The 21,427-nt window shown below is 35.0% G+C and carries 19 protein-coding genes and 1 other RNA gene; 2 read left to right on the plus strand and 18 right to left on the minus strand.

Going from position 1 to position 21,427, the window contains the following annotated elements; translation table 11 throughout:
• Positions 1 to 9: 9 nt before the first annotated feature.
• The 7 genes from CACET_RS11115 to CACET_RS11135 all read right to left on the minus strand — a co-directional run bounded on the left by CACET_RS11115 (position 10) and on the right by CACET_RS11135 (position 5,555).
• Positions 10 to 1,209 (minus strand): tungsten cofactor oxidoreductase radical SAM maturase, encoded by a 1,200-nt coding sequence (locus tag CACET_RS11115; RefSeq protein WP_052661445.1) that lies wholly within the window; start codon positions 1,207 to 1,209, stop codon positions 10 to 12.
• Positions 1,210 to 1,395: 186 nt separating this feature from the next.
• A complete protein-coding gene (locus tag CACET_RS11120) occupies positions 1,396 to 2,307 on the minus strand; it encodes a ketopantoate reductase family protein (protein ID WP_044824989.1) in 912 nt (303 codons plus the stop codon).
• A gap of 144 nt (positions 2,308 to 2,451) precedes the next feature.
• Positions 2,452 to 2,586 carry a hypothetical protein gene (locus CACET_RS21125; RefSeq protein ID WP_278287076.1) on the minus strand — a complete coding sequence of 45 codons (135 nt, stop codon included), beginning with the start codon at positions 2,584 to 2,586 and terminating at the stop codon, positions 2,452 to 2,454.
• A gap of 278 nt (positions 2,587 to 2,864) precedes the next feature.
• An RNA gene (gene rnpB, locus CACET_RS19700) (RNase P RNA component class A) lies at positions 2,865 to 3,257 on the minus strand.
• A gap of 76 nt (positions 3,258 to 3,333) precedes the next feature.
• Complete coding sequence (locus CACET_RS11125; protein ID WP_052661444.1) at positions 3,334 to 3,732, minus strand: ribonuclease HI family protein; 399 nt, start codon at positions 3,730 to 3,732, stop codon at positions 3,334 to 3,336.
• 18 nt (positions 3,733 to 3,750) lie between these two features.
• Positions 3,751 to 4,869: a Nif3-like dinuclear metal center hexameric protein gene (locus CACET_RS11130; RefSeq protein ID WP_044824988.1), complete on the minus strand. Its 1,119-nt coding sequence runs from the start codon at positions 4,867 to 4,869 to the stop codon at positions 3,751 to 3,753.
• A complete protein-coding gene (locus CACET_RS11135) occupies positions 4,854 to 5,555 on the minus strand; it encodes a tRNA (adenine(22)-N(1))-methyltransferase (RefSeq protein WP_052661443.1) in 702 nt (233 codons plus the stop codon). Before CACET_RS11135 ends, CACET_RS11130 begins: the two co-directional genes overlap by 16 nt.
• Before the next feature lie 95 nt (positions 5,556 to 5,650).
• Here CACET_RS11135 and CACET_RS11140 point away from each other — a divergent pair, with 95 nt between their 5' ends.
• Positions 5,651 to 5,851: a hypothetical protein gene (locus tag CACET_RS11140; protein WP_044824987.1), complete on the plus strand. Its 201-nt coding sequence runs from the start codon at positions 5,651 to 5,653 to the stop codon at positions 5,849 to 5,851.
• Positions 5,852 to 5,909: 58 nt separating this feature from the next.
• On the opposite strand, the gene rpoD is transcribed toward CACET_RS11140, so the two are convergent.
• From rpoD to CACET_RS11155, 3 genes are all read right to left on the minus strand, one after another.
• Positions 5,910 to 7,031 (minus strand): RNA polymerase sigma factor RpoD, encoded by a 1,122-nt coding sequence (rpoD, locus tag CACET_RS11145; RefSeq protein ID WP_044824986.1) that lies wholly within the window; start codon positions 7,029 to 7,031, stop codon positions 5,910 to 5,912.
• A complete protein-coding gene (gene dnaG / locus CACET_RS11150) occupies positions 7,028 to 8,869 on the minus strand; it encodes a DNA primase (RefSeq protein ID WP_044824985.1) in 1,842 nt (613 codons plus the stop codon). The genes rpoD and dnaG overlap by 4 nt, the downstream gene beginning before the upstream one ends.
• A gap of 203 nt (positions 8,870 to 9,072) precedes the next feature.
• A complete protein-coding gene (locus tag CACET_RS11155) occupies positions 9,073 to 10,092 on the minus strand; it encodes a deoxyguanosinetriphosphate triphosphohydrolase (RefSeq protein WP_044824984.1) in 1,020 nt (339 codons plus the stop codon).
• Positions 10,093 to 10,785: 693 nt separating this feature from the next.
• On the opposite strand from CACET_RS11155, the gene CACET_RS11160 reads away from it, so the two are divergent.
• On the plus strand, positions 10,786 to 11,979 hold the full coding sequence (locus tag CACET_RS11160; protein ID WP_052661442.1) for a tungsten cofactor oxidoreductase radical SAM maturase: 1,194 nt from the start codon (positions 10,786 to 10,788) through the stop codon (positions 11,977 to 11,979).
• A gap of 115 nt (positions 11,980 to 12,094) precedes the next feature.
• Here the strand turns inward: CACET_RS11160 and CACET_RS11165 are convergent, their stop codons facing one another.
• The 8 genes from CACET_RS11165 to CACET_RS11200 all read right to left on the minus strand — a co-directional run bounded on the left by CACET_RS11165 (position 12,095) and on the right by CACET_RS11200 (position 21,375).
• Complete coding sequence (locus tag CACET_RS11165; protein WP_052661441.1) at positions 12,095 to 13,342, minus strand: M20 family metallo-hydrolase; 1,248 nt, start codon at positions 13,340 to 13,342, stop codon at positions 12,095 to 12,097.
• A 28-nt stretch (positions 13,343 to 13,370) separates the two neighbouring features.
• The gene (locus CACET_RS11170; protein WP_044824983.1) at positions 13,371 to 14,558 is read right to left on the minus strand and encodes a M20 metallopeptidase family protein; all 1,188 of its coding nucleotides are present in this window, start codon (positions 14,556 to 14,558) and stop codon (positions 13,371 to 13,373) included.
• 68 nt (positions 14,559 to 14,626) lie between these two features.
• Positions 14,627 to 15,307, minus strand: a complete 681-nt coding sequence (locus tag CACET_RS11175; RefSeq protein WP_044824982.1) for a hypothetical protein — start codon at positions 15,305 to 15,307, stop codon at positions 14,627 to 14,629.
• A gap of 22 nt (positions 15,308 to 15,329) precedes the next feature.
• Positions 15,330 to 16,028 carry a DUF5058 family protein gene (locus CACET_RS11180; protein ID WP_044824981.1) on the minus strand — a complete coding sequence of 233 codons (699 nt, stop codon included), beginning with the start codon at positions 16,026 to 16,028 and terminating at the stop codon, positions 15,330 to 15,332.
• 288 nt (positions 16,029 to 16,316) lie between these two features.
• On the minus strand, positions 16,317 to 17,945 hold the full coding sequence (locus CACET_RS11185; RefSeq protein ID WP_044824980.1) for a PucR family transcriptional regulator: 1,629 nt from the start codon (positions 17,943 to 17,945) through the stop codon (positions 16,317 to 16,319).
• Between the two features lie 236 nt (positions 17,946 to 18,181).
• Positions 18,182 to 19,129, minus strand: coding sequence for a vanadium-dependent haloperoxidase (locus tag CACET_RS11190; RefSeq protein WP_052661440.1), 948 nt, complete (start codon positions 19,127 to 19,129; stop codon positions 18,182 to 18,184).
• 472 nt (positions 19,130 to 19,601) lie between these two features.
• Positions 19,602 to 20,213, minus strand: a complete 612-nt coding sequence (gene wrbA, locus CACET_RS11195) for an NAD(P)H:quinone oxidoreductase (RefSeq protein ID WP_044824979.1) — start codon at positions 20,211 to 20,213, stop codon at positions 19,602 to 19,604.
• A gap of 679 nt (positions 20,214 to 20,892) precedes the next feature.
• Entirely contained in the window at positions 20,893 to 21,375 is a 483-nt protein-coding gene (locus tag CACET_RS11200) for a hypothetical protein (RefSeq protein ID WP_044824978.1), read from the minus strand.
• Positions 21,376 to 21,427 lie beyond the last annotated feature (52 nt).

A 21,427-nucleotide genomic window follows, 5' to 3' on the forward strand; every position in this document is an offset into this window, starting at 1 on the left:
ATTTATTGCTTACGGACAAGCAATAATCTGTCTAGCCCAAAGACACTCAGCACAAGAAGGGCTGTTTCCCCAGCAATCCATCTCATTACTCTCCGTATAGTTGCAACCATCTAAAGATCTACAGTCAGTACAAGAAGGGAAATGATTTTCGTTTACAGCTCTTCTAAAGTTCACATACCCTGAATCCATCCAAATTTCTTGAAGCTTTTTTTCATTGACATTTCCCAGATGACAGGCATACATATCTTTTTTTCTTCCGTAGATATAACAATGATAGGTATGCATCAAAGCATAACAAGGGCTGACATTACCTAGATAATTGATGCATAAGGATTTATCCTTTACAAATTTACAGCTTCGCTCTGTTCTTAGTTTCATATTGGACATCTGTGCCTTGATGGTGGTTAATAGAGATTTACTACCAAACATACGACCAGTGTCATCTATATCATAGACAATTTCATCCTTCATAGATTCGTGATAAGGTATTAAATTGCTTACGATAATCTGATTGGCTTTGAGCTCATATGCCATGTGGATTAACTGCGGCAGTTGGTCATAATTCTTTTTCATAGCTACAAACTCAATTCCTAGTTCCGGCTTTTTAGTTTTTCTTTCCTGCTTCATAGTCTGCAGGTTTTTGATATTGTTAGAAACCCTCTGAAAGTCAGCCCCTAGTCGTATTTCGTTGTATGCTTCTTCTTCAGGACTATCTAAGGAAGTAAAAAGAGTGTCTAACTCCAAATCAATTAGTTGTTTAATATTTTCTTCCAATAAATAAGAACCATTGGTAATCATTTCTACCTTTAATCCCAGTTCCTTTACTGCTTTTATCATATCAAAAATCCTTGGATGCATCATAGGTTCACCAAAACCACCAAAATGAACAGACGTCAAATCTGGTAATTCTTTAAGGTTTTTTAATATATTTTCAAAGGTTTCCCACTCCATATGTAATAAACAATCCTGCCAAGAACTGCGAATACAGGTGATACAGTCAAAGTTACATTTCGTAGTAACTTCAATATATATCCTTTTTATATCCGGCACTAAAGGAATTAATCGATAGCCTCCCTCCGTCTCAACAAATATGGCTTCTTGCTCCCCTTCTAAAGCTACAGGTAGCTTTAGACTTCCATCCTTAGCAATTTGAATCTTTTTTCCTGCTGCAAAAAGTTCCGTTCCTAAGGCTTTAAACTGCTTTTTCATGGTATCTCCCCCTTTATGATTATATTTAATTATACTCATATATTATGCCTAAGGAGATTCTTTGTCAAGCAAGTTTCCTACTATTTGCTATTTTATTACAATTATCCCATTAGTTCGATAAATTTTGCTGTAGAATAACGGCTTGTTGACCACAAAAACATCTCTGTATTATGACTTCATAACGGCTCAATTAAAACCAAATTTCCTTGCTATTTTTTCATAATTTAAAAGAGGTACCCCAACTTTTTTTCCAATACGAACTACTTCAAATATAAGACCATCAATTTCAGATTGTTTCCCTATACTAAGGTCCCTCTGCATAGATGTAGAAGCCGTTGGGCTTAAGGCATCAAGAATATCTAAATTTGTTGGAATAATATCTACTGTGAAGAAAATACCCATTGCATTTGCCAATAATTCTATCTCTCTAATTAATGACACAAAGCAATCTCTTATCTCCCCTTGTTTTTGCATTGCTTCAGCAGTGCAGCCATAGTATAGTCCACAGGCTGCCATTGGGGACACATATGAAAATTTTTGTAGACAATCTCTTTCAATATTGTCTGATATAATGCCTGTTATTCCTGACTCTTTTAAATCATTTGCTATTTCTTCCAAAACTGATGGATATTCACTGGGATTTCTAACCCCATAAACGATTTTAAAAATATCTCCGTGCATTTTTATTACACCTGGTTCTTTTATATTTGCTGATACATAGATGCAACCATCTGTTACCGTTAGCTCTGGTAATTGTTTTTGTATTTTATTACCAGTTCCATATATATTTAAGATGGGAATAACAACTGTGTTCTTATTGGCAACTTTTTTGATAAAAAGTATTGTGTCATCTATAGAATATCCCTTTACGCACACAAAAATAACATCTGGGCTACCATCATAATGATCCATATCAAAGGCTTTTATAGGATGTACTATATAGTTTCCTTTATGTATTGTTTCCATTTTCAAGCCATGTTTTTGCATCTCTAAAAGATGATCCCCTCTAGCAATAAGTGTTACATCTTTCCCTGCCGCCGACATATAAGCTCCAATACAGCCCCCTGTACCCCCTGCTCCAACAATCAAATATTTCATACCGTATCCCCCCAAAATTAAAACTTTCTACCCTTTGCCCAAAGGTAATCGTTCTATACTGCATATCAACAGAAGCACAGAAATACCTTAGTCTGTGGTTTTTTATATCAAGTACTCTTTATAAAGATGATGTGGCTCATTATTTTAGAGAGTTTTATCTTCTTTCAGTTCTTTTATTGCATTTTTTACAGCCAATTTAATAATAAAATATAGTATAACTGCTGGGATAATGAAAACTATTGGAAGTAAAAATATATTAATAATATTGAATGCTGCCATAAACTTTCCCTCCTATCATTGTATATTCTCCACTTGTTACTTTTTTGAAAGATAGTGTGTCATTTCTTATATTCTGGCGGCCACAGGTCGTCAGTTGTTTGTTGCCTGTTGCATTTTTCCTCTTTTAAGAAGAACGATCATAAACATATACTTATCCTACAACTTTCATTATACAGTATCTTACAAATACGTACAAATACGTAAATGATAAATTTTACTCACTTGCCGTAAAAAAACAGAAGACTCGAGGGCTGTAACCCTTGAGTCTTCATGGTATAAAAGCGAGCAAATCTATAAGCCGAGTTCTGTATTGGATAATCATCTATCTAGGCCAATTGTTGCCAATTGGCTCAAGCGACCTACCACGGGACGCGACGGGCAGCCGCTTTTTTTGTCCCTACTTGGTCTTGCTCCAGATGGGGTTTACATAGCCAACTAGTCACCTAGTTGCTGGTGAGCTCTTACCTCACCTTTCCACCCTTACTAGACAGCTCAAAAGCTGTTCTCACCACAAGTATCAGTATTACTACCGAACAAGGGGTCTAGCGGTATCTCTCTGTTGCACTTTCCTTGGAGTCACCTCCACTGGGTATTACCCAGCACCCTGCCCTATGGAGCTCGGACTTTCCTCGTCCACAGTTTCCTGTGACCGCGATTATCTGACTTACTCGCTATATTTATTTTTCTCTTTCAGGAATATAATCATACCATGAATTCTTTTATATGTCAAAAGTAAATTTATGGAATTTATTTTTCATCCATTGCTTTGTTTGCTAAAGCATCTGCCTTCTTATTATGTTCTCTTCTGACATGCTCTATATGAAAACTAGCAAACTTCTTTACTAAGGGCATCACCATGTTGTACATAGTAATCATACCCTCATTCTTTACTTTATATTCACCTTTGATTTGTTTTGTTACCAACTCACTGTCCAAATAACACTTCACACCAGTTGCACCCATATCTAAGGCCGCTTCTAATCCACGGCTTAAAGCCTTGTACTCTGCAACGTTGTTGGTTTGATTTCCTATGTATTGACTAATTTCCTTTAGCATGTTTCCGTCTATATCTTGAATGACAATCCCTATTCCTGCTTCTCCTGGGTTTCCCCTTGAACCACCGTCTGTATAAATTACAACCTCCACTTTATCTCCACTACCTCTCTATAGTATATTAAAAGGATTAATTTCTGTGCTAGGGGCAACAATTTCTACCTCCATATTCTCCATAGAAAATTGTTGCTTCAAATAAGCAAAAACTAAATCCACAAAAAATATCTCTGTTTCAAAATGCCCGGCATCAATCACTGTTATGCCTAGTTCTAAAGCTGTTTGTGCCTGATGATATTTAACATCTCCTGTGATCAGACAGTCACAACCCTTCATTGCTGCCAACTCTATATAGTCCGCCCCACTTCCACAAACAATACCTATAGTCTCAAGGGTCTTATCAGAGTCACCCACATACTTTACTTGTTTTAGTTGAAGCAACGACTTTAATTCTTCCCCAAAAGCGGATAAAGGTTTAGGATTCTGTAGTTTTCCTATTTTTCCAAGACCTTTTTTCTTGCCTAAATTCTCAAGGGGGTAAATATCGTAGGGTACTTCTTCATAAGGATGAGCCTGTATCATGTTGTTGATAGCTTCAGCTAACTGAGCTTGAGAAACAATCGTTTCAATCTTTATTTCTAGAACTTTTTCCAACTCGCCTTGTTTTCCTATAAAGGGATTGGTTCCTGCCAACGGCTTAAAAGTTCCTGTACCTTTGCTTCTAAAGCTACAGTCACTATAATTGCCGATATGACCAGCACCAGCTGCTGCTAAGGCTTGTGCCACCTTTTCGTCATGTCCTTCTGGTACAGATACAGCAATCTTGTATAACTTTTCTCTTAGGGTAATGTCTAAGATATCTGTGTCTTCTATGCCAATCTTCTTAGCTACAAAGCTATTTAGTCCTTCTGTAGCAATATCCATATTGGTATGAGCAGCATAGATAGTAATATCATTTTTTATAGCTTCATGGATTAAGTATCCCTTATGGTCTTCTCTGGTGATAGATTTTAGAGGGGAAAAAATCATGGGATGATGGGCAATAATTAAATCAACCTTTTTTTCTATTGCCTCCTGTAACACCTCTTTTGTTACATCTAAACAAACCATCACCCTATTCACTTGGCTATGCTCACTACCTACCTGTAATCCTACATTGTCCCATTTCATTGCATCCTGCTTTGGCGCTAATTTTTCCATGATGCTTATAATCCGCTTTACTGTTTCAGCCATGCTAATACCTCCTGTAATTTTATCAGTTTTTTCTCGCATTCTGTATGTTTTTTCATAGCAGTAGGAGAATTTTGTTCTTTTACTTGAAGTATAATTTCTTTTTGCGTCTTTATTTTTCCTTCTATAAATTCTTCTACTAAGTCCTTTGGATTTGACTCAAGAAAAAGGCCCGTTTCATAATAAATCTCTTCTTCTATCGCTTGTGAGCCTTGCTGAGCCACAATGATTTCATAGATTCTGTGGTCTTCCTTCACTAATAAGTCTTTGGTGATTTTAAAATTATTGGCCACGAGATATCTTCTTAAATCCTCCTGTGCCTGCATAGGTTGCAAAATAAAAGTATGTATTTTATTAACAATATTGGGTGCTTTGTCTAATAACTCCGATATCAGTATACCACCCATTCCTGCTATAATTATCGTATCCACCTCACCTGCTTTTAAAACCTCTAAACCGCTACCCAGTCTCATTTCAATCTTATCTACATATCCATGAAGGTAAATATTTTTTTCGGCAGTTTCTAGAGGTCCTTTGTTTACATCACTGGCGATCACATGGGAAGCGATGTTATTTTGCAAAAGATAAATGGGTAAGTAACCATGATCTGTACCAATATCCGATACTTTACTGTTTATTGGCACCAAGTCAGCTATTTTCTTTAATCTTGGTGTTAACTTCACTTGCATTTTCTTAGGACTCCTTTATTTAACAATATTTTTATCAAAGATTCCATCATATTTTCAAAGGCTTCTTCCGAAACTAATCAAAAGGAGGTATGTTTATGCCACACAAAGACAAAAAGAAAAAAGTTATCACACCTCCCAGTGAAATGGTTCATTTCAGTTGGGGAGGAAGAACACAAGAGTGGGAGGAAGAGGCTGACCAAATCATGCACACTTTGCAGGATCAGGTAGATAACCAAGAGACTCAAGAAGAGATAAAGAAAAAGATAGAGTATGGAAAACAAAAACAATATTGGTAGGCTTCCTCCCTATAATACAATAGATTCGCAGATTGCGAATCTATTGTATTATGTCTATTTATTCTAGATAATCCTTTAATTTCTTACTGCGACTAGGGTGTCTTAACTTTCTCAGAGCCTTTGCTTCAATCTGGCGGATACGCTCTCTAGTTACTTCAAACTTTTTACCTACTTCTTCTAACGTTCTAGCTCTACCATCATCTAATCCAAATCTAAGTCTCAATACTTTTTGTTCTCTAGGAGTAAGGGTATCTAATACCTCGATCAGTTGTTCTTTCAGTAAAGAAAAGGCGGCGGCTTCAGCTGGTGCTGGCGCATCATCATCTGGAATAAAATCTCCTAAATGACTATCTTCTTCCTCTCCTATCGGTGTTTCTAAAGATACTGGTTCTTGAGCAATTTTTAATATTTCTCGTACTTTATCTTCTGATAGATCCATTTCTTCTGCAATCTCTTCTGGTTTCGGTTCTCTGCCTAATTCCTGTAACAATTGTCTTGAGACTCTAATCAACTTATTAATGGTCTCTACCATATGTACAGGAATTCTTATGGTACGAGCTTGGTCTGCTATAGCTCTTGTAATGGCTTGGCGAATCCACCAAGTGGCATAAGTACTAAATTTATAGCCTTTTGTATAATCAAACTTTTCTACTGCCTTAATTAAGCCCAGATTACCTTCTTGTATTAAGTCTAAAAACAACATACCACGACCTACATAACGCTTTGCAATACTTACAACTAGCCTTAAGTTAGCTTCTACTAAGCGCTTTTTTGCTTCCTCATCTCCGTTTTCCATTCTTTGTGCTAGTGCAATCTCTTCGTCGGCGGATAATAAAGGAACTTTTCCGATTTCCTTTAAGTACATTCTAACAGGATCATCTATATTAATACCTTTTAGCAAGGCGGAATCATCTTCAATACTTTCTTCAATGACAATATCATTTTCTAAATCAATATCGTCTACCTCTAAACCGTCTAAGTCTTCCTCCTTGTCTCCTACTATGTCAATTCCCATTGTAGCCAAGTGTTCATAAATTTCATCTATTTGATCCTTATCTATATCAATATCTTCAAGAGCATCCATGATTTCTGTATAAGTAATCATTCCTCTTTTCTTACCTTTTTCTACTAACTTCTTTACAGACTCTTTCTTATCTTTTAACTCTTTGGGATTATTCAATGTTGTTCCCTCCTTTCCTCCGACTGCAGCTTTTGTAGTTCTATATTAATCTTCATCATTTCTACACCTAGCTTTAACAATTGTTTTTCAACCTCTTCCTTGTTTGAATTTTCCTGTGACATAATAATATTTTGCTGTTCCTTTAGCTTATTACGTTCGTACAACAACCTAGATCTTTTGATCATTGTCTTGTATTTTTCTATGGACTTATTTATATCCACCTGCTGAATATCTATGTCAAGAATGCTCTCTATTTCTTCTTGTAAATTAGGAAGTTTTTCTTTTATGTTATTTACGTCTTCTATGCTATGGAAATTATCTATAATGTATTGAAATATACCACGATGATCTTCTAATATGAAATCATCTAAATTAAAATTTTTTAATATACTAGAAATCAGTTCAGGATTTGTAAGTATATACTTTAATAATTGTTTTTCAGCTATAATATATCCTTTTTGTTCAACCAGTGGTAAAGATTCTATATACTTATTATTTCTTTTGTGATTGGAACTATACTTAGTATTATTAGTTATATTCATGGAAACCTTTCTGCCGTACATTTCTGCAATAATAGCATCCTTGGATATTCCAATTTTTTCCTCGATGTTTTTTAGATATGTCTCTTGTTCGATTGGACTTTTGATGTCTTTTAAAATATTTGCTACAGCTTTCCCTAATTTTATTTGATCCTCTAAGCTTTTTGAAGAATACTTTTGTTGAGCTATATAAATTTTATAGTCAATAAAATTTAAAGCCTCCTTTATCTTTTTTTCAAAAGCATCTTTTCCCTTTTTTTTAATAAAATCATCAGGATCCATATTATTAGGTAAGGTTAACACTTTAATATCTATATGTACATTTTGTAGTATTTCTATACTTCTTAAGGTAGCTTTTATACCAGCACTATCACCATCAAAGCAAATAACAATCTCATTAAAGTACTTTTTCAAAGTTACAGCATGCCCCTGTGTTAAAGATGTACCCAATGTCGCTACAGTATTTTTAAGTCCCTGCTGGTGCAATGCAATAACGTCCATATATCCTTCTACTAAAATCCCCTGTCCATTGATAGCATTTTTTCTAGCTATATGAAGACCATATAATATTTCACTTTTATTAAAGTATTTTGTTTCCGGCGAGTTCAAGTATTTAGGTAATGCATCGTCTAATACCCTCCCCCCAAAAGCAATGACATTACCTCGGACATCAAAGATAGGAAACATTATGCGCTTTCTAAATCGGTCATAGTAGCTATCCTTTTGTTTGCTTTTAACAATTAAACCACTTTTTTCTATATCCTCCTTAGTGTAACCCTTCTTTATTAAATAATTTAGCAAATAATCCCAACCATCTAAAGCATAACCTAGTCCAAAGGACTTAATAGCTTTAACGGTTAGACCTCTTTTAATTAAATAGTCTTGAGCTAAATTCCTCCCTTGTACTAAGTTATCGTAAAAATATCTCCCTGCTTGTCTATTAATGTCGTAATAAATTCTGTCGTTTTTTTGTCTTTCTTTGATTTCATTAGGATGAGTGAGTTCATCTATATAAATATTAGCTCTTTGTGCTAATATTTTTACAGCTTCGATAAAGTCTAGATTTTCAATTTTCATGATAAAACCAATGACATCTCCACCTTCCCCACAACCAAAGCATTTAAACCATTGCTTTTCTTTGTTTATATGAAAGGAAGGGGTTTTCTCGTTATGAAAAGGACACAATGCTTTGTGCGAATTTCCTGTGGATCTTAATTGTACATATTGAGAAATTACTTCTACAATATCATTTTTTTCTTTTACCTCTATAATTAGTTCTTCAGGAAAATAGTTTTCCATCTATACCACCTAACAGCTTTATGACTTTTATATATATAATTCTTTTTTTATTTTTAATTTCCTTCTCTTAAAAATATTCCTTATAAAAAATTAAATACCTCTATTTTTTTAAAGGCTGTCGAGGAAAGTTCGACATTAATCTTCATAATTCCTTCTAGTCTATTAAAAAAAATGAATTCTGAATATTTCGCAATATATTGTTCTTAAAAGTACTTTGGAGAAGGAATAACCATTGTTTGAAATAGTTTAATGGCATCATAATCAGTACAGCTAGCTATATAGTCTACTATATTTTGTCTTAAGTCTTCTTGAGTAATTGTTTTATCATAGATAGCAACTACCTTCTCTGGCTTTTCCATAAAATAATGGAATAAAAACTCCACAATATAAGTAGCTTTTTCTTTTTCCCTAAGACATAATTCTCCGTTATAAACAGTCTCAAACATAAAAGACCGTAACTGCAGCATAGTTTTTTCAAGCGTTTCTGTTTGATAAATATTAGGAGGACTTCCTGCCGATATTTGTCTTGTGGTTTCTTCTATGATATCTTTTACAAAAGTGTTTACACGTCCACTATGAGCATGTCCTAGTACATTTACTATACTATGGGGAATATCTTCTTTTTTTAATATACCTGCACCAATACTGTCTTGAATATCATGGCACAAGTAAGTAATACGATCCACCAGCTTTACTAGTTTTCCCTCCATTGTTACAGGAATACCTTCTCCGGTGTGGTGTAATATACCATCTCTTACTTCAAAGGTAAGATTCAACCCTTTACCATCTCTTTCTAGCTTTTCTACGATTCTTAAACTCTGCTCATTATGCTTAAAAGATCCAGCAATTCTATTCAGCACTTCCTCCCCACTATGTCCAAAGCAGGTATGTCCTAAATCGTGACCTAAAGCTATAGCTTCTACCAAATCTTCGTTGAGTTTTAGTGCTCTTGCAATAGTTCTTGCTATTTGACTGACCTCTAAGGTATGGGTTAGTCTTGTCCTAAAGTTATCATTTTGCACAATGAAGACCTGGGTTTTGCCTTTTAGTTTTCTAAAGGACTCACAGTGAATAATACGATCCCGATCTCTCTGATAAGGAGAGCGAACATCACATTCTTCTTCCTTCAAATTTCTACCTCTTGTGTTTTTACTTAGTTGAGCAAAGGATGATAAATAAGTTTCTTCAAAATCTTCTGTATATTCCCTCAATTTTTCCCCCATAGTTTTTTCTACCTTTCTTTCTCCTCTTTCACCAATATTATATATAGATATGCCTATAAGCTTTAATATAGTAGAAGCCGTCTATTAGAATTGAAGCTTTAAAGTGTATATCTATATATACTACATTTATTCTTTAAATCCTCTTTAAATCTTAATAATTCTCTACTATTCTAGGTATTTATCACTATTAGATAATTTTGACATTTGTTTATTTTTTATACATTACATTATATTATCGATTTATATAGCTTTATACCCAAAGTTCATTATAAATATTTGATATTTGTAAGAAAGCTTGCCTGTAGAAGTGTCCACTTAAAAATTTTCCTTCCTTTGTATTATATGTATTAGTGAGTGATATTATATTTCAAATTATTCTGTAAATGTGATTAAAGTCATATATACCAGTAGCAATATGTTATATAGTAATGTTAAAGAAAGCACTTTAAGTTTTTATAAAAATTTTATAAAAATAAAGGTATTTAAGTTACTAAATAATAGAATTAAAAAGATTGTATAGTAATCAGTACTAAAGTTAGAAGAGCAAAAACTATAAGTCTATCTATGTTTCTATTGGCCCTAGTAGCTAACCTGCAAGAATTATCAAAAAACATCATTGAAGTTTATTCACAGAAACGACTTTGAGTATAATCTATGCAATTAATAAAATTTAGTAATATAGGGGGAAAAAGTATGAAAAAACAATTTAAAGCCTTAGGAAGTGAACTTTTTGCAACGGGAAAAAAATTACAGATTGGTGAAGATGGGTGTGTAAAACTTCCTTTAGAGGGAAAACAAGAAGTTATGTTTATTCAAACAGAGGAAGGTTATCGACTAATTCCTTTAGTGCCGGATATAAAAAGGATATATATTGAAGTTACTACGAAATGTAACTTTGACTGTATAACCTGTATTCGTAGCTCTTGGCAGGATTGTTTGCTACATATGGAATGGGAAACCTTTGAAAATATATTGGAAAACCTCAAAGAGTTGCCCAACTTAGAGTCTGTTCATTTTGGCGGCTTTGGAGAACCTATGATGCATCCAAGAATCTTTGATATGTTGAGGGCGGTAAAACAACTAGGATTAAAGGTAGAAATGATCACCAATGGTTCTTATCTTCAAAAAGAAAATATTCAGCAACTAATCGACTTGGAGTTAGATATTCTTTTCACTTCCCTAGATAGTCCAGAAGAAGAAGATTATAATGAAATTCGACAAGGGGCTGATTTTCAGAGTGTTTATCATAACATTAAGAATTTACAGGCTATGAAAGAAGAGAAAAAAACTAGAAAGCCCCAGCTGGGAATTGAGTTTGTAGCCATGAAAAAGAATTATGATCAACTGCCTAAGTTAATCCGTATGGCCTATAACCTCGGTGCCAGTCAGATTATCGTAAGTAATCTACTCCCTTATCATGAATCCATGAAGGATGAAATTGTTTATGATATGGATGACACTGTCCGTATGTTTGAAAAGGATGCTCAGTTTGCTACGACTAAGGCACAAATGTCTAATATGAAACTGAGAACAGAACGTATCTGCAAGTTTGTAAAGGATAAATCCTTGTGTATCAACTATCAAGGTAATGTAAGTCCTTGTTATGCTTTGATGCATACCTATAACTGCTATATATACGGAAGAAAAAAAGATATGTATGCTTTTTATTTAGGCAATGTTAACGAGAAAAAGCTTCAAGACATATGGATGGATTCTGGGTATGTAAACTTTAGACGAACTGTCAATGAGAATCATTTCCCCTCCTGTACTGATTGTAGGTCCGTAGAGGGTTGTAGTTATACAGATAGCAATGAAATGGATTGCTGGGGGAATAGTCCTTCTTGTGCAGAATGTCTTTGGGCTAGAAGAATTATTGCGTGTCCATAAACAGTTAAGTAAAGTGAATACTCCAATAACACCAGGGTATTGTACTTAAATTCGCTAATGAAATTAAGTTTCAATACCCTATACTTTTTATAAGAATCTTCAACATGGTTCTATATTACTTTGCTAACTTCACTAGTGTTTCAGCTAGTACTTGAGCTCCCCGATGAATATCCTCTATATGCGTGAATTCTTCTGGTGCATGGCTTACACCATCTACACTGGGAACAAAGATCATTCCGATATCAGTAATTTTAGCCATATTTAAGGCATCGTGGTAAGCACCACTGGTGACATTCATATAGGAGAACCCAAGATCCTCACAGGTCTCTCGAATAGTGTTTACTATAAGAGAAGCAGTCTTCACTGGCTCTTGTCTTGCAATTTCTTCTGTTTCAATGGTTACACCCCTTTTAGCAGACACTTCTTCTACAGTATTATATAGTTGTTCAATAGCTAAGTCTTTTCTTTCTGTTGTAACATCCCTTATATCAATACCTAATACCACTTCACCTGGAATAACATTAATTGCATTAGGATTTACAAAAACTTCTCCTACAGTACCTACTGTCTCTTTCCCAATAGTGTTGGCAATGGTTTCTATAGCTAAAGCTATCTCTGCTGCTGCCATAAAAGCATCCGTTCTTAAGTTCATTGGTGTGGCTCCAGCATGGCCCGCCTTTCCTTTAATCGTCATTCTTAGATTTGTAGGAGCAGCAATTTGATCTACTACTCCAATAGCTATCTTATTAACCTCAAGATTAATGCTTTGTTCTATATGAAGCTCTACAAAACATTTAATTTCACTTCCATTTCCTTTAACTGTATGAAGTAAATCTGGGTCAAATCCCCACTCTTGCAAAGCTTTTGCTAGAGTTACTCCGTCTCGATCTTTGAGACGATCCAAGTCTGCCCTTGTATAATCCCCCACAAAGGCTTTACTGCCTAGAGTACCTGCACCAAAACGGGCTGCTTCCTCCGATACAAACACTCCCACTACTAAGTCGTGGTTGTGAGGAATATTATTTTCTTTAATTACCCTCAAGGCCTCTATAGCTGATAAGGTTCCAATAGTACCATCAAAAGCACCACCATTAATAACCGTATCTACGTGGGACCCAGACATGACTACCGGTAAACTTTGACTATTCCCAGGTAATCTTCCAAATAAGTTTCCAAATTGATCAAAAGAAACCAATAGTCCTGCACTTTCCATATATCCCTTTACTAATTCTACTGCTTCTCTCTCTGGCTTAGTGTAGGGTAGGCGGGTTCTTCCCTTATCTGGATCATACCCAATCATAGATAGTTCTTGTAACTGTGCTTCTAATCGCTCCTTATTAACATGCTGTGCAATAATGCCCAACACTAATCCCTCCTTATGTCAATAAATTTTATTGATGCTTTTCTAGCCAATCAATTGCACCTTGTACCAGTAAAGCTGTACCCCTATAAAACACCTCCTCATCCACATCAAACTTTGGATTATGATGAGGATAAATGATTCCTTTCTCTTCGTTTCCACCACCGAAGAAGAAGAAGGTCCCTGGTACTCGTTCCAAGAAGTAAGCCATATCTTCTCCCCCCATTGTAGGAGCACTGGCAGTTTTGATTTCATCTATAGAAACTATTTTTTTTGCAGTTTCTACAAATTCTTGAGTAAACTGTGGATCATTAACTAAAGGAGGATACCCAAAGGTGTACTCATACTCGTAATCTCCACGCATTCCCTTAGTAATACTGGCCACTATCTCTTCAATACGTTTTGCAATCTTTTCCCGCTCTCCTTGATCTGTAGCTCTAACAGTCCCTTCTATCTCAACAAACTCCGGAATAATATTGTATGCCCTACCTCCATGAAGTTTACCAATAGTTAAAACACCTGGATTTGTAGGTTTTAACTCTCTACTAATAATTGTTTGTAAGGAGGAGATAACTTGCCCTGTAATAGCTATAGGATCAACGCCTGTGTCTGGCATAGCTCCATGACAACCCTTCCCTTTAATCTTAACATAAAAACTATCTAAACAAGCCATCAAGTTGCCATAACTTACCCAAACTTCTCCTGGTTTCATCTCCTTAAATAGGACCCCGATATGAAGACCAAGAACTGAATCCACCTTAGGATTCTCTAATACGCCATCATCGATCATTGGTTTAGCTCCCCCCGGTCCCTCTTCACCAGGTTGAAAAATTAATTTTACATTACCCTTGATTAGATGACGATTAGCCTGCAAAATTTCAGCAGCCCCTAATAACATCGCCGTATGAGCATCATGACCACAGGCATGCATATTACCATTTGTTGCTGCAAAAGGCAGCCCAGTTTCTTCTTTAATAGCTAAACCATCCATGTCTGCTCTTAGAGCAATGGTCTTTCCAGGATCATTTCCTTTAATGAGCCCCACCACACCAAATCCTCCGACTCCTGTTTGGTAGGGGATTTGTAGTGCCTCTAATTGCTGGGCAACGTAGGCTGCAGTTTTAGGTGTTTCAAGCCCTATTTCTGGTATTTGATGCAGTGCTCTACGCCACTGAACAATTTTTTCTTGTATGTCTTTGCTTAAATTTACTACGTTCATTTCCAATCCCTCCTATTTAGTCCGTATTGCTTCCTTCTTCGTACTGGATGGAACGATGATATTTTACTTTAATTGCTGGCTTTGGCATCTTTCTTCCCTTTATCATTAAGTATCTTTGCAATGATAATGGTACCAAATACTGATGCAATAATAAGTGCCCAAGCTGGCAAGGATGTAGTTAATCTTAATATTACAGGAATTCCAAAACCTACTACACCTAATTTAGGGAACTTAATAGCAAACTGTCCAAATACTGCGCCAAAGATTGCTGGTACCGTATAGGTTCTAAAGGCATCAGCTATAGCAGGTGGAAAAATACTAATCAGCGCTGTTCCTACAAAAGCCGCCAACGTTACTCCTATAAGATTTGTAATGATCGATCCTACGATACCTAATGTAGAAACAACTTCTGCTTCCTTTGTTCCTGATGGCGTTTCGGTTGCCTCTAAAGCCATAGCTGCACAGGGGAGTCTCAAGTTGGAGATGTTTCCTGATAAGAAGGACATATATGTTCCTGCTAGACCTAAAATAGCGTAGTAGGATACAGGTTCAACAATATAAAATGCTCCAAATAATGCTGCAATCATCCCCCAAGACTTAAGGGCTAAGGATAGTGGAGGAATTACTCCATGAACTATGTAAAGATAAACTACTGGTAAAAAGCTCAATACTGCCGCTGATAATAACGTATACATTCCAATTTTAATAACGGGGCCTTTCCATATTTTATCAAAATCTTGATTATTCATTAATTATTCACCTCCATTGTTATTAACCTAACATAACTGCTGCAAACATACCTACCAACATGGCAATTCCTAATGAGTATTCCTTTGCCTTTGGGAATTTCTCTGTTAATTTAGTCATTACAACCATAGCCACACCACCAACAATTACTGCAATTAGCCTTCCTCCTCCAGCTACTACGTCACCAGAGTTAAGATAACCGAAAACCCCTAGCATTGCAGCACCACTTAATACAGCTAGCCACTTAGGATCTCCCCCACCAATTTTGTCCCTTAATAACTCTAACTTATGGCTAAATAATCCTACGAATACTAACCATCCTGCTCCATTTATCGCCATGGTCCACCATGAAGTAGCTAATGCTTGAATGTCGTAATCAGCTGAACCAAATTCTACCCCTACAGCCTCTGCCCCTACTCGAGCCGCTGTTAGTTCTGTTGGAGCGGCACCAATGATAGATAATCGCATCCAACTCATAGGTCCACCAATTACCGACATCATGCCTACCATAATAATAAATACTGCAACGACAGGACCAATAGCTGTAACCAGACCTGTTCTAAAAGCCTTAGTACATACTTCCTTCTTCATACCTAACTTATCAGCTGTCGAATAGGCAAGTCTTAGATATAAATAAGACTGAATAGCTACAATTGTAACCAAAATAGCTGCGATTACCCATACTCCAAACTCATTTGCAATTTTTAAAATTTCTTGTTGCACGACCTAACACCTCCATTAATAATTGTTATGATTTATAAAAGTCCATATTACTCCTCTCTCTACTTTTCACCTCCCCTAGATATTCCTTAATATTCCTTAGTTGACTGACTTTAGGCGTGTTGTTTTTATATACTTTTTATATACTTATTTTTAAATTCTGCAAATATCTGTAAAACCATTTATGTTGTTTGTAGAAAAATTCTAAATATTTTAAATCCTTGTGATAATATTACAAAAAACAATTGTTTTTTGTAATATTTATACATTTTCCAAAAAAACACACCTAAGTTAGGTGTGTTTCATAAATTTCATAAACTTTAATGTTATTTCTAGCTTTAAGCGCTCTGTAGCATCATTAAGGTTTAGATCACATAATTGTTGGATTTTTTCAATTCGATAACGTACTGTATTACTATGGATAAATAATCTTCTAGCTGCTAAATTATAATTAGATTCACTTTCCAAGTAGGTTTTTAAAGTAAGTAGTAGATCCTCTCCATCATCTTGCTCTAGTAGAGGTGCAATGTCCTCAGTCATTTCTTTAAAGTCTTCTCCTTGAAAGGATTCCCTTCTGATAAGTCTAAAGGGACCTAATTCCTTATAAGTAATAAGATTTTTTTCAGGATATATGTATGTACCAATTTCTATTGCTTTGATACTCTCCATATAGCTTTTTTTAATATTTACGATAGACTCAATGGATTGTCCTATACCGCACCTAAAACGACTATTTAAGATATCTTTTTGTAGATTTAATATAAATTCCTGACATATCTGTTTTATATCTGCATTATTTTTTAATATTCGTTGATGGGCAGCGTATAAAATGACCATACGATTCTCTTCTAACAAACCAAACAAAACCTTATCTTTTGAAAAAACTTGATAAATTCTATGAGCAATTTTTTCTCTATACTTATCTAGTTGAATACTTTCATCATCCTGTTGAATGCAGATGGCTAAATAACTTTTTGCTATATTCAGTTTTAAACTATTGGCCCTCTTATATATTTTTTCATTACTCTTATATTCTCCATATATAATTTCCTGTAAAAATTCATCTTGAAACTTTCCATCAATAGAATTCATATAATATACCTGCTCGTAAATATACACTAACAAGGTAAAAGCAAGACGTAATGAAAAAATATTATAATAATCTATTTTTTTATCATCCTCTTTAACTAGTAAATATCCCGCTTCTATGTCTCCCACCACGATGGGCATTGTTACCCATGTTTCTTCCTGTTTATCTTCTAAATTTTTGATACGATATATTTTTAAATGTTCACATATAATTTCTTTTTGATAACTAAAGACAGGATCTATCAAATCTTGATAATGAAGTTCCTTATATCGTGGAATGTTTGGAAAGCTATATGCCTTGTCCTCCAGTATGTCAAATAAAAGGATGTGTTTTCCAAGTTCATGGTGCAATATCTCTAACACTTCATTAGCCTTTTTCGCTAAAGAGTAGGTACTAGTATTTTTTTTCCTTTTATATTGATGTTCATTGATTCTTATGATGTATTTATTCATAGCCAGAGAATTAACAGCATTGATAGCATCGATCCATGCTGTTTCATAGGGTAAACTAATCAACGGAAAATTTATTTCATTACATAGATTGATGATATCCTGTGGTATTTCCTTTAAGAAGCGATCAACTTTAATAGCTATTCCTGCACTATTCTTTTCGCTTAAAAATAGGACGACATCTCTAAATAACCCTTCATGCTGCTGAAATAAGTATCCTGTAGTAAGGACAAATTCTTTACCTTTAAACCACAGATAACCATCAGGAGCATCAAACAAGGCCACTGCCTGGATTTCTCTATCTAGTCCCCCAGCTCCTGCTATCAAGTCACACTTCTTAAAAAACTTTGATGCCATTACTTCCCTTACTGTAACCCCCATACATATCCCTCTCTTTAAGTAGCTGAAAATAATTTTATACTTAATATTCTGTTTTTTCTTCCTTTTCCCTCTTTTTCACATTTTTATATGGTGATAGTTTTTAAATGTTTATCCTCTATAATTAATTCGCTTGTGAATCGATCCTGAAAGGAATACCCCTATGCTTTACTTTATAACGTTGTAACTGTGATTTTTGCACATAAATAGGAGTCAATAAGTTTTGACTCCTGTTTTAACTAATACTCTGGTAAAATCGGCAAATCACAATTCCTAACTCTAGCAGGATAAGGGATAACTTGTTTATATGGAGGGGGATTAAAATTAGCATGTAAATCTTGTGTTACCGGTATATCTATAGGATTTTTATTACTATCCTTCTGACTCCTTAATATATCTACAATCAGTCTTCCAATCTGTCGTCCGAGCTGTAGCCCCTCACTTAAGTCTGATGGAAAATGCACCCCTCCATATAACCGTGAAGTAGAATTTTCCGTGGCTAATTTTTTCAAGGCTTCAGCTTCAGGAGGAAAGAAATAGCTTAAGATCACCTCGGCTGTTCCTGATATAACAGAATGTCCTGAGGGATATGCAGGAAATTTCGGCGTGCAAATTGCTGTAATAAGGTTTTGAGCCAATTGATTTGGACGAGGAACATCCCAAAGGTACTTGTAGTACCAAGTAATAACAAATGCATCGTTAATTCCTGCCTGAACTGTCGCAAGCACACGTGCTGCTTGCACTGGACTGAGGTTATAGGTATCTAGCAATCGATCTATAATGGGAGTCCATTGTTTTGTAGCTGGACCGTCTCCCCAGTATTCTGCAATTTCCCTTTGGTGACAAGTGATATTGTTTAGTGTTTCTTCAACAACCGATAATTCTTTGCAAAAATTTATATTGTCTGGATGCTTTATAGTAAATCTAATAATTTTTCCATCTAGTGTAGTAAATCTCCCATCTCTATTCCTCTTTATAAAATATAATGGCCATGAACCAGCAGTTGGATCAATACCCCTAGGGAGTTCTTTCTCCCCTGCATAAGGTAATTGGGACCATTTTTTTTCACCTTTTTTAGGTTGTTTTCTTTTGTTACACTCATTTGTCTTTGTATGATGTATGTTTTTATTATTAAACCTTATATACTCTACCATTTCACTTGAAAATACATATGGTGTTTTCTTCATAATCACTCCCCCATTACTACATAGTTTTTATTCCTATACTATATGAAGAAGCGACTCCCTGTGCTACCTAGCAAAACCTTACCTTTATGAAATTTTTCATAAACTATTGGATTAAACTTGATGTAAGAAAAAACCGTCATTACTTATCCTCCAAATCTTATTTCAATCAACACTGAATCATTTAAAATAATAGAGCAAACAAGGACCGTCCTCATCACCCATATTTGAATAAAATAGGGTATTGCACTTAAGTCACTAACTATAAGTTGCAATACCCTATACTCTTTATGGTTCAGATAGTTCAAACTCTTTAACTTTTTATTTATAAGAATTTCAGAACTTTGACCTTCTTACTTTAAGTCCTATTTTGATTGGTGTTTGTTTTTATAAGAATGTCTTTAATCTATCCATTACGACTAAACTCATCTTTTAGAACAATTATCATCAACTACCTCTTCGATCTTTTCGAATGCTACTGGTTGCCGTTTTTTACCCATTGTGCCACAGTAACAGTTCGTTTTGCCTGATGTTTAACAGCGGCCTGAACATCTTCAATCATTTTACCATCTTGACCAACAGTTACAGTTGTTCCATAAGGATTTCCTCCAGCTCCAAAAATAACTGGATCTGTATAGCCGGGAGGTGCTATAATTGCTCCCCAATGGCACATAGCTGTATAGAGGGATAAAATTGTTGCCTCTTGACCACCATGAGAGTTTTGTGCAGATGACATTGCACTTACCACTTTATTTACTGTCTTACCTTCTGCCCAAAGACCACCAGTTAAATCGATGAACTGTTTCATCTGTGATGCCATAACACCGAATCTGGTTGGAGTACTGAAGATAATCGCATCCGCCCATTCTAAGTCATCTGGTGTCGCCTCTGGAACATCTTTTGTTGCTTCAACATGGGCTTTCCAGATCGGATTTTTTTCAATAGAAGATTGTGGTGCGAGCTCAGGTACCTTTAATACTTTTACTTCAGCCCCTGCTTCTTTTGCCCCTTCTTCAGCCCATCTAGCTAATTGATAGTTTGTACCACCCATGCTGTAATAAACTACTGCTAATTTTACCTTACTCATATGATCTCTCTCTCCTTTCAAATTATGGAAATTTTAGCCTTTCTTTTGATAAATTCAATAGATATCCTAATACACTGCCGAAATATTTCAAGATATCTTTACTAAGAATAAAGCACTCTGTACATCTCAAGACTATTGGCAATTGTCCTTAACATATGGAACTACCTATTTTACAAAGCCAATATTGTATTATCTTCTTTTATAAATGTATACCTTAGTTTGATCAATCTAAACAAAACCTATTTAAATAATTTGTAAAATTAAATAATTTCACTTAACATTCAAAATTCAACAACCAAAAACAGAGTATTGTTTCTTAAAATTCCTAAGAAATAATACCCTGTTTTATTTTATGTTGAATCTATAGCGTCCTTAATATATAAGGATCTTTACGTACTCAACTTCAGAACTATAACAAAGCAGCTTCTAAGCATTTCGCTAGCTATAACCCTTAGTTATTCCATATTTATACCTCTATCGATCTAGTAAAACCTAACGAAGCCAATATCGTTCCTTAAAACTCTACCCTGATAGCTGATGTGGTCTGCCCTGCTACTTGACGGTTTCTAATAAAATTTTAGTGGGAATAGGTATTAATAATTGATTTATCAGCTCATCTCGCTTTCTTATGACATGTAAGAAAGAAAAGACGAAACAAAATAACCTCAACAAGGCTTACCTACTTCTTAATGACAAGACATTTCGGAGTCTCATGATCATGTAAAAATTCTAAGTCTGCTATATTTAATTCATTTATATTAATAGATTCAACATTTGCTGATTTATGTTCACCTAACCAGATGCTCCATATTTCAATCTCATCTGAGATTTGTAACTGTTCTTTCAAATAATCTATAAGTTTTTTTGCCCTTAGTTCTGTATACCGCCATTTTAACTCTGAAAAATATTGTTTGCTTGAATATTCCTTTGCATATTCAGAAGAGTAATACATATCATGATTAATCTCCATTTCATCCAAGTGTTCTTCTTTATCACAAATTAGGATGCTTTTTTTATCTCTATCGAGTTTTGTGTCATTGATTATGAAATCGCTAAGTTTTATATCCCGTTTTAGCGCCTCATTAATAGATATAAATTCTATATATGGATTCTTAACTTCTTTTAATAATATATCACTTGCTAAAAATTGGAATAAGCTCATATTTTCCTCCTACATAATAGTCGTATTTTATCTCCCGTGTTCACGACCTTCA

This window comes from Clostridium aceticum, from assembly GCF_001042715.1.
Classification (GTDB): domain Bacteria; phylum Bacillota; class Clostridia; order Peptostreptococcales; family Natronincolaceae; genus Andreesenella; species Andreesenella acetica.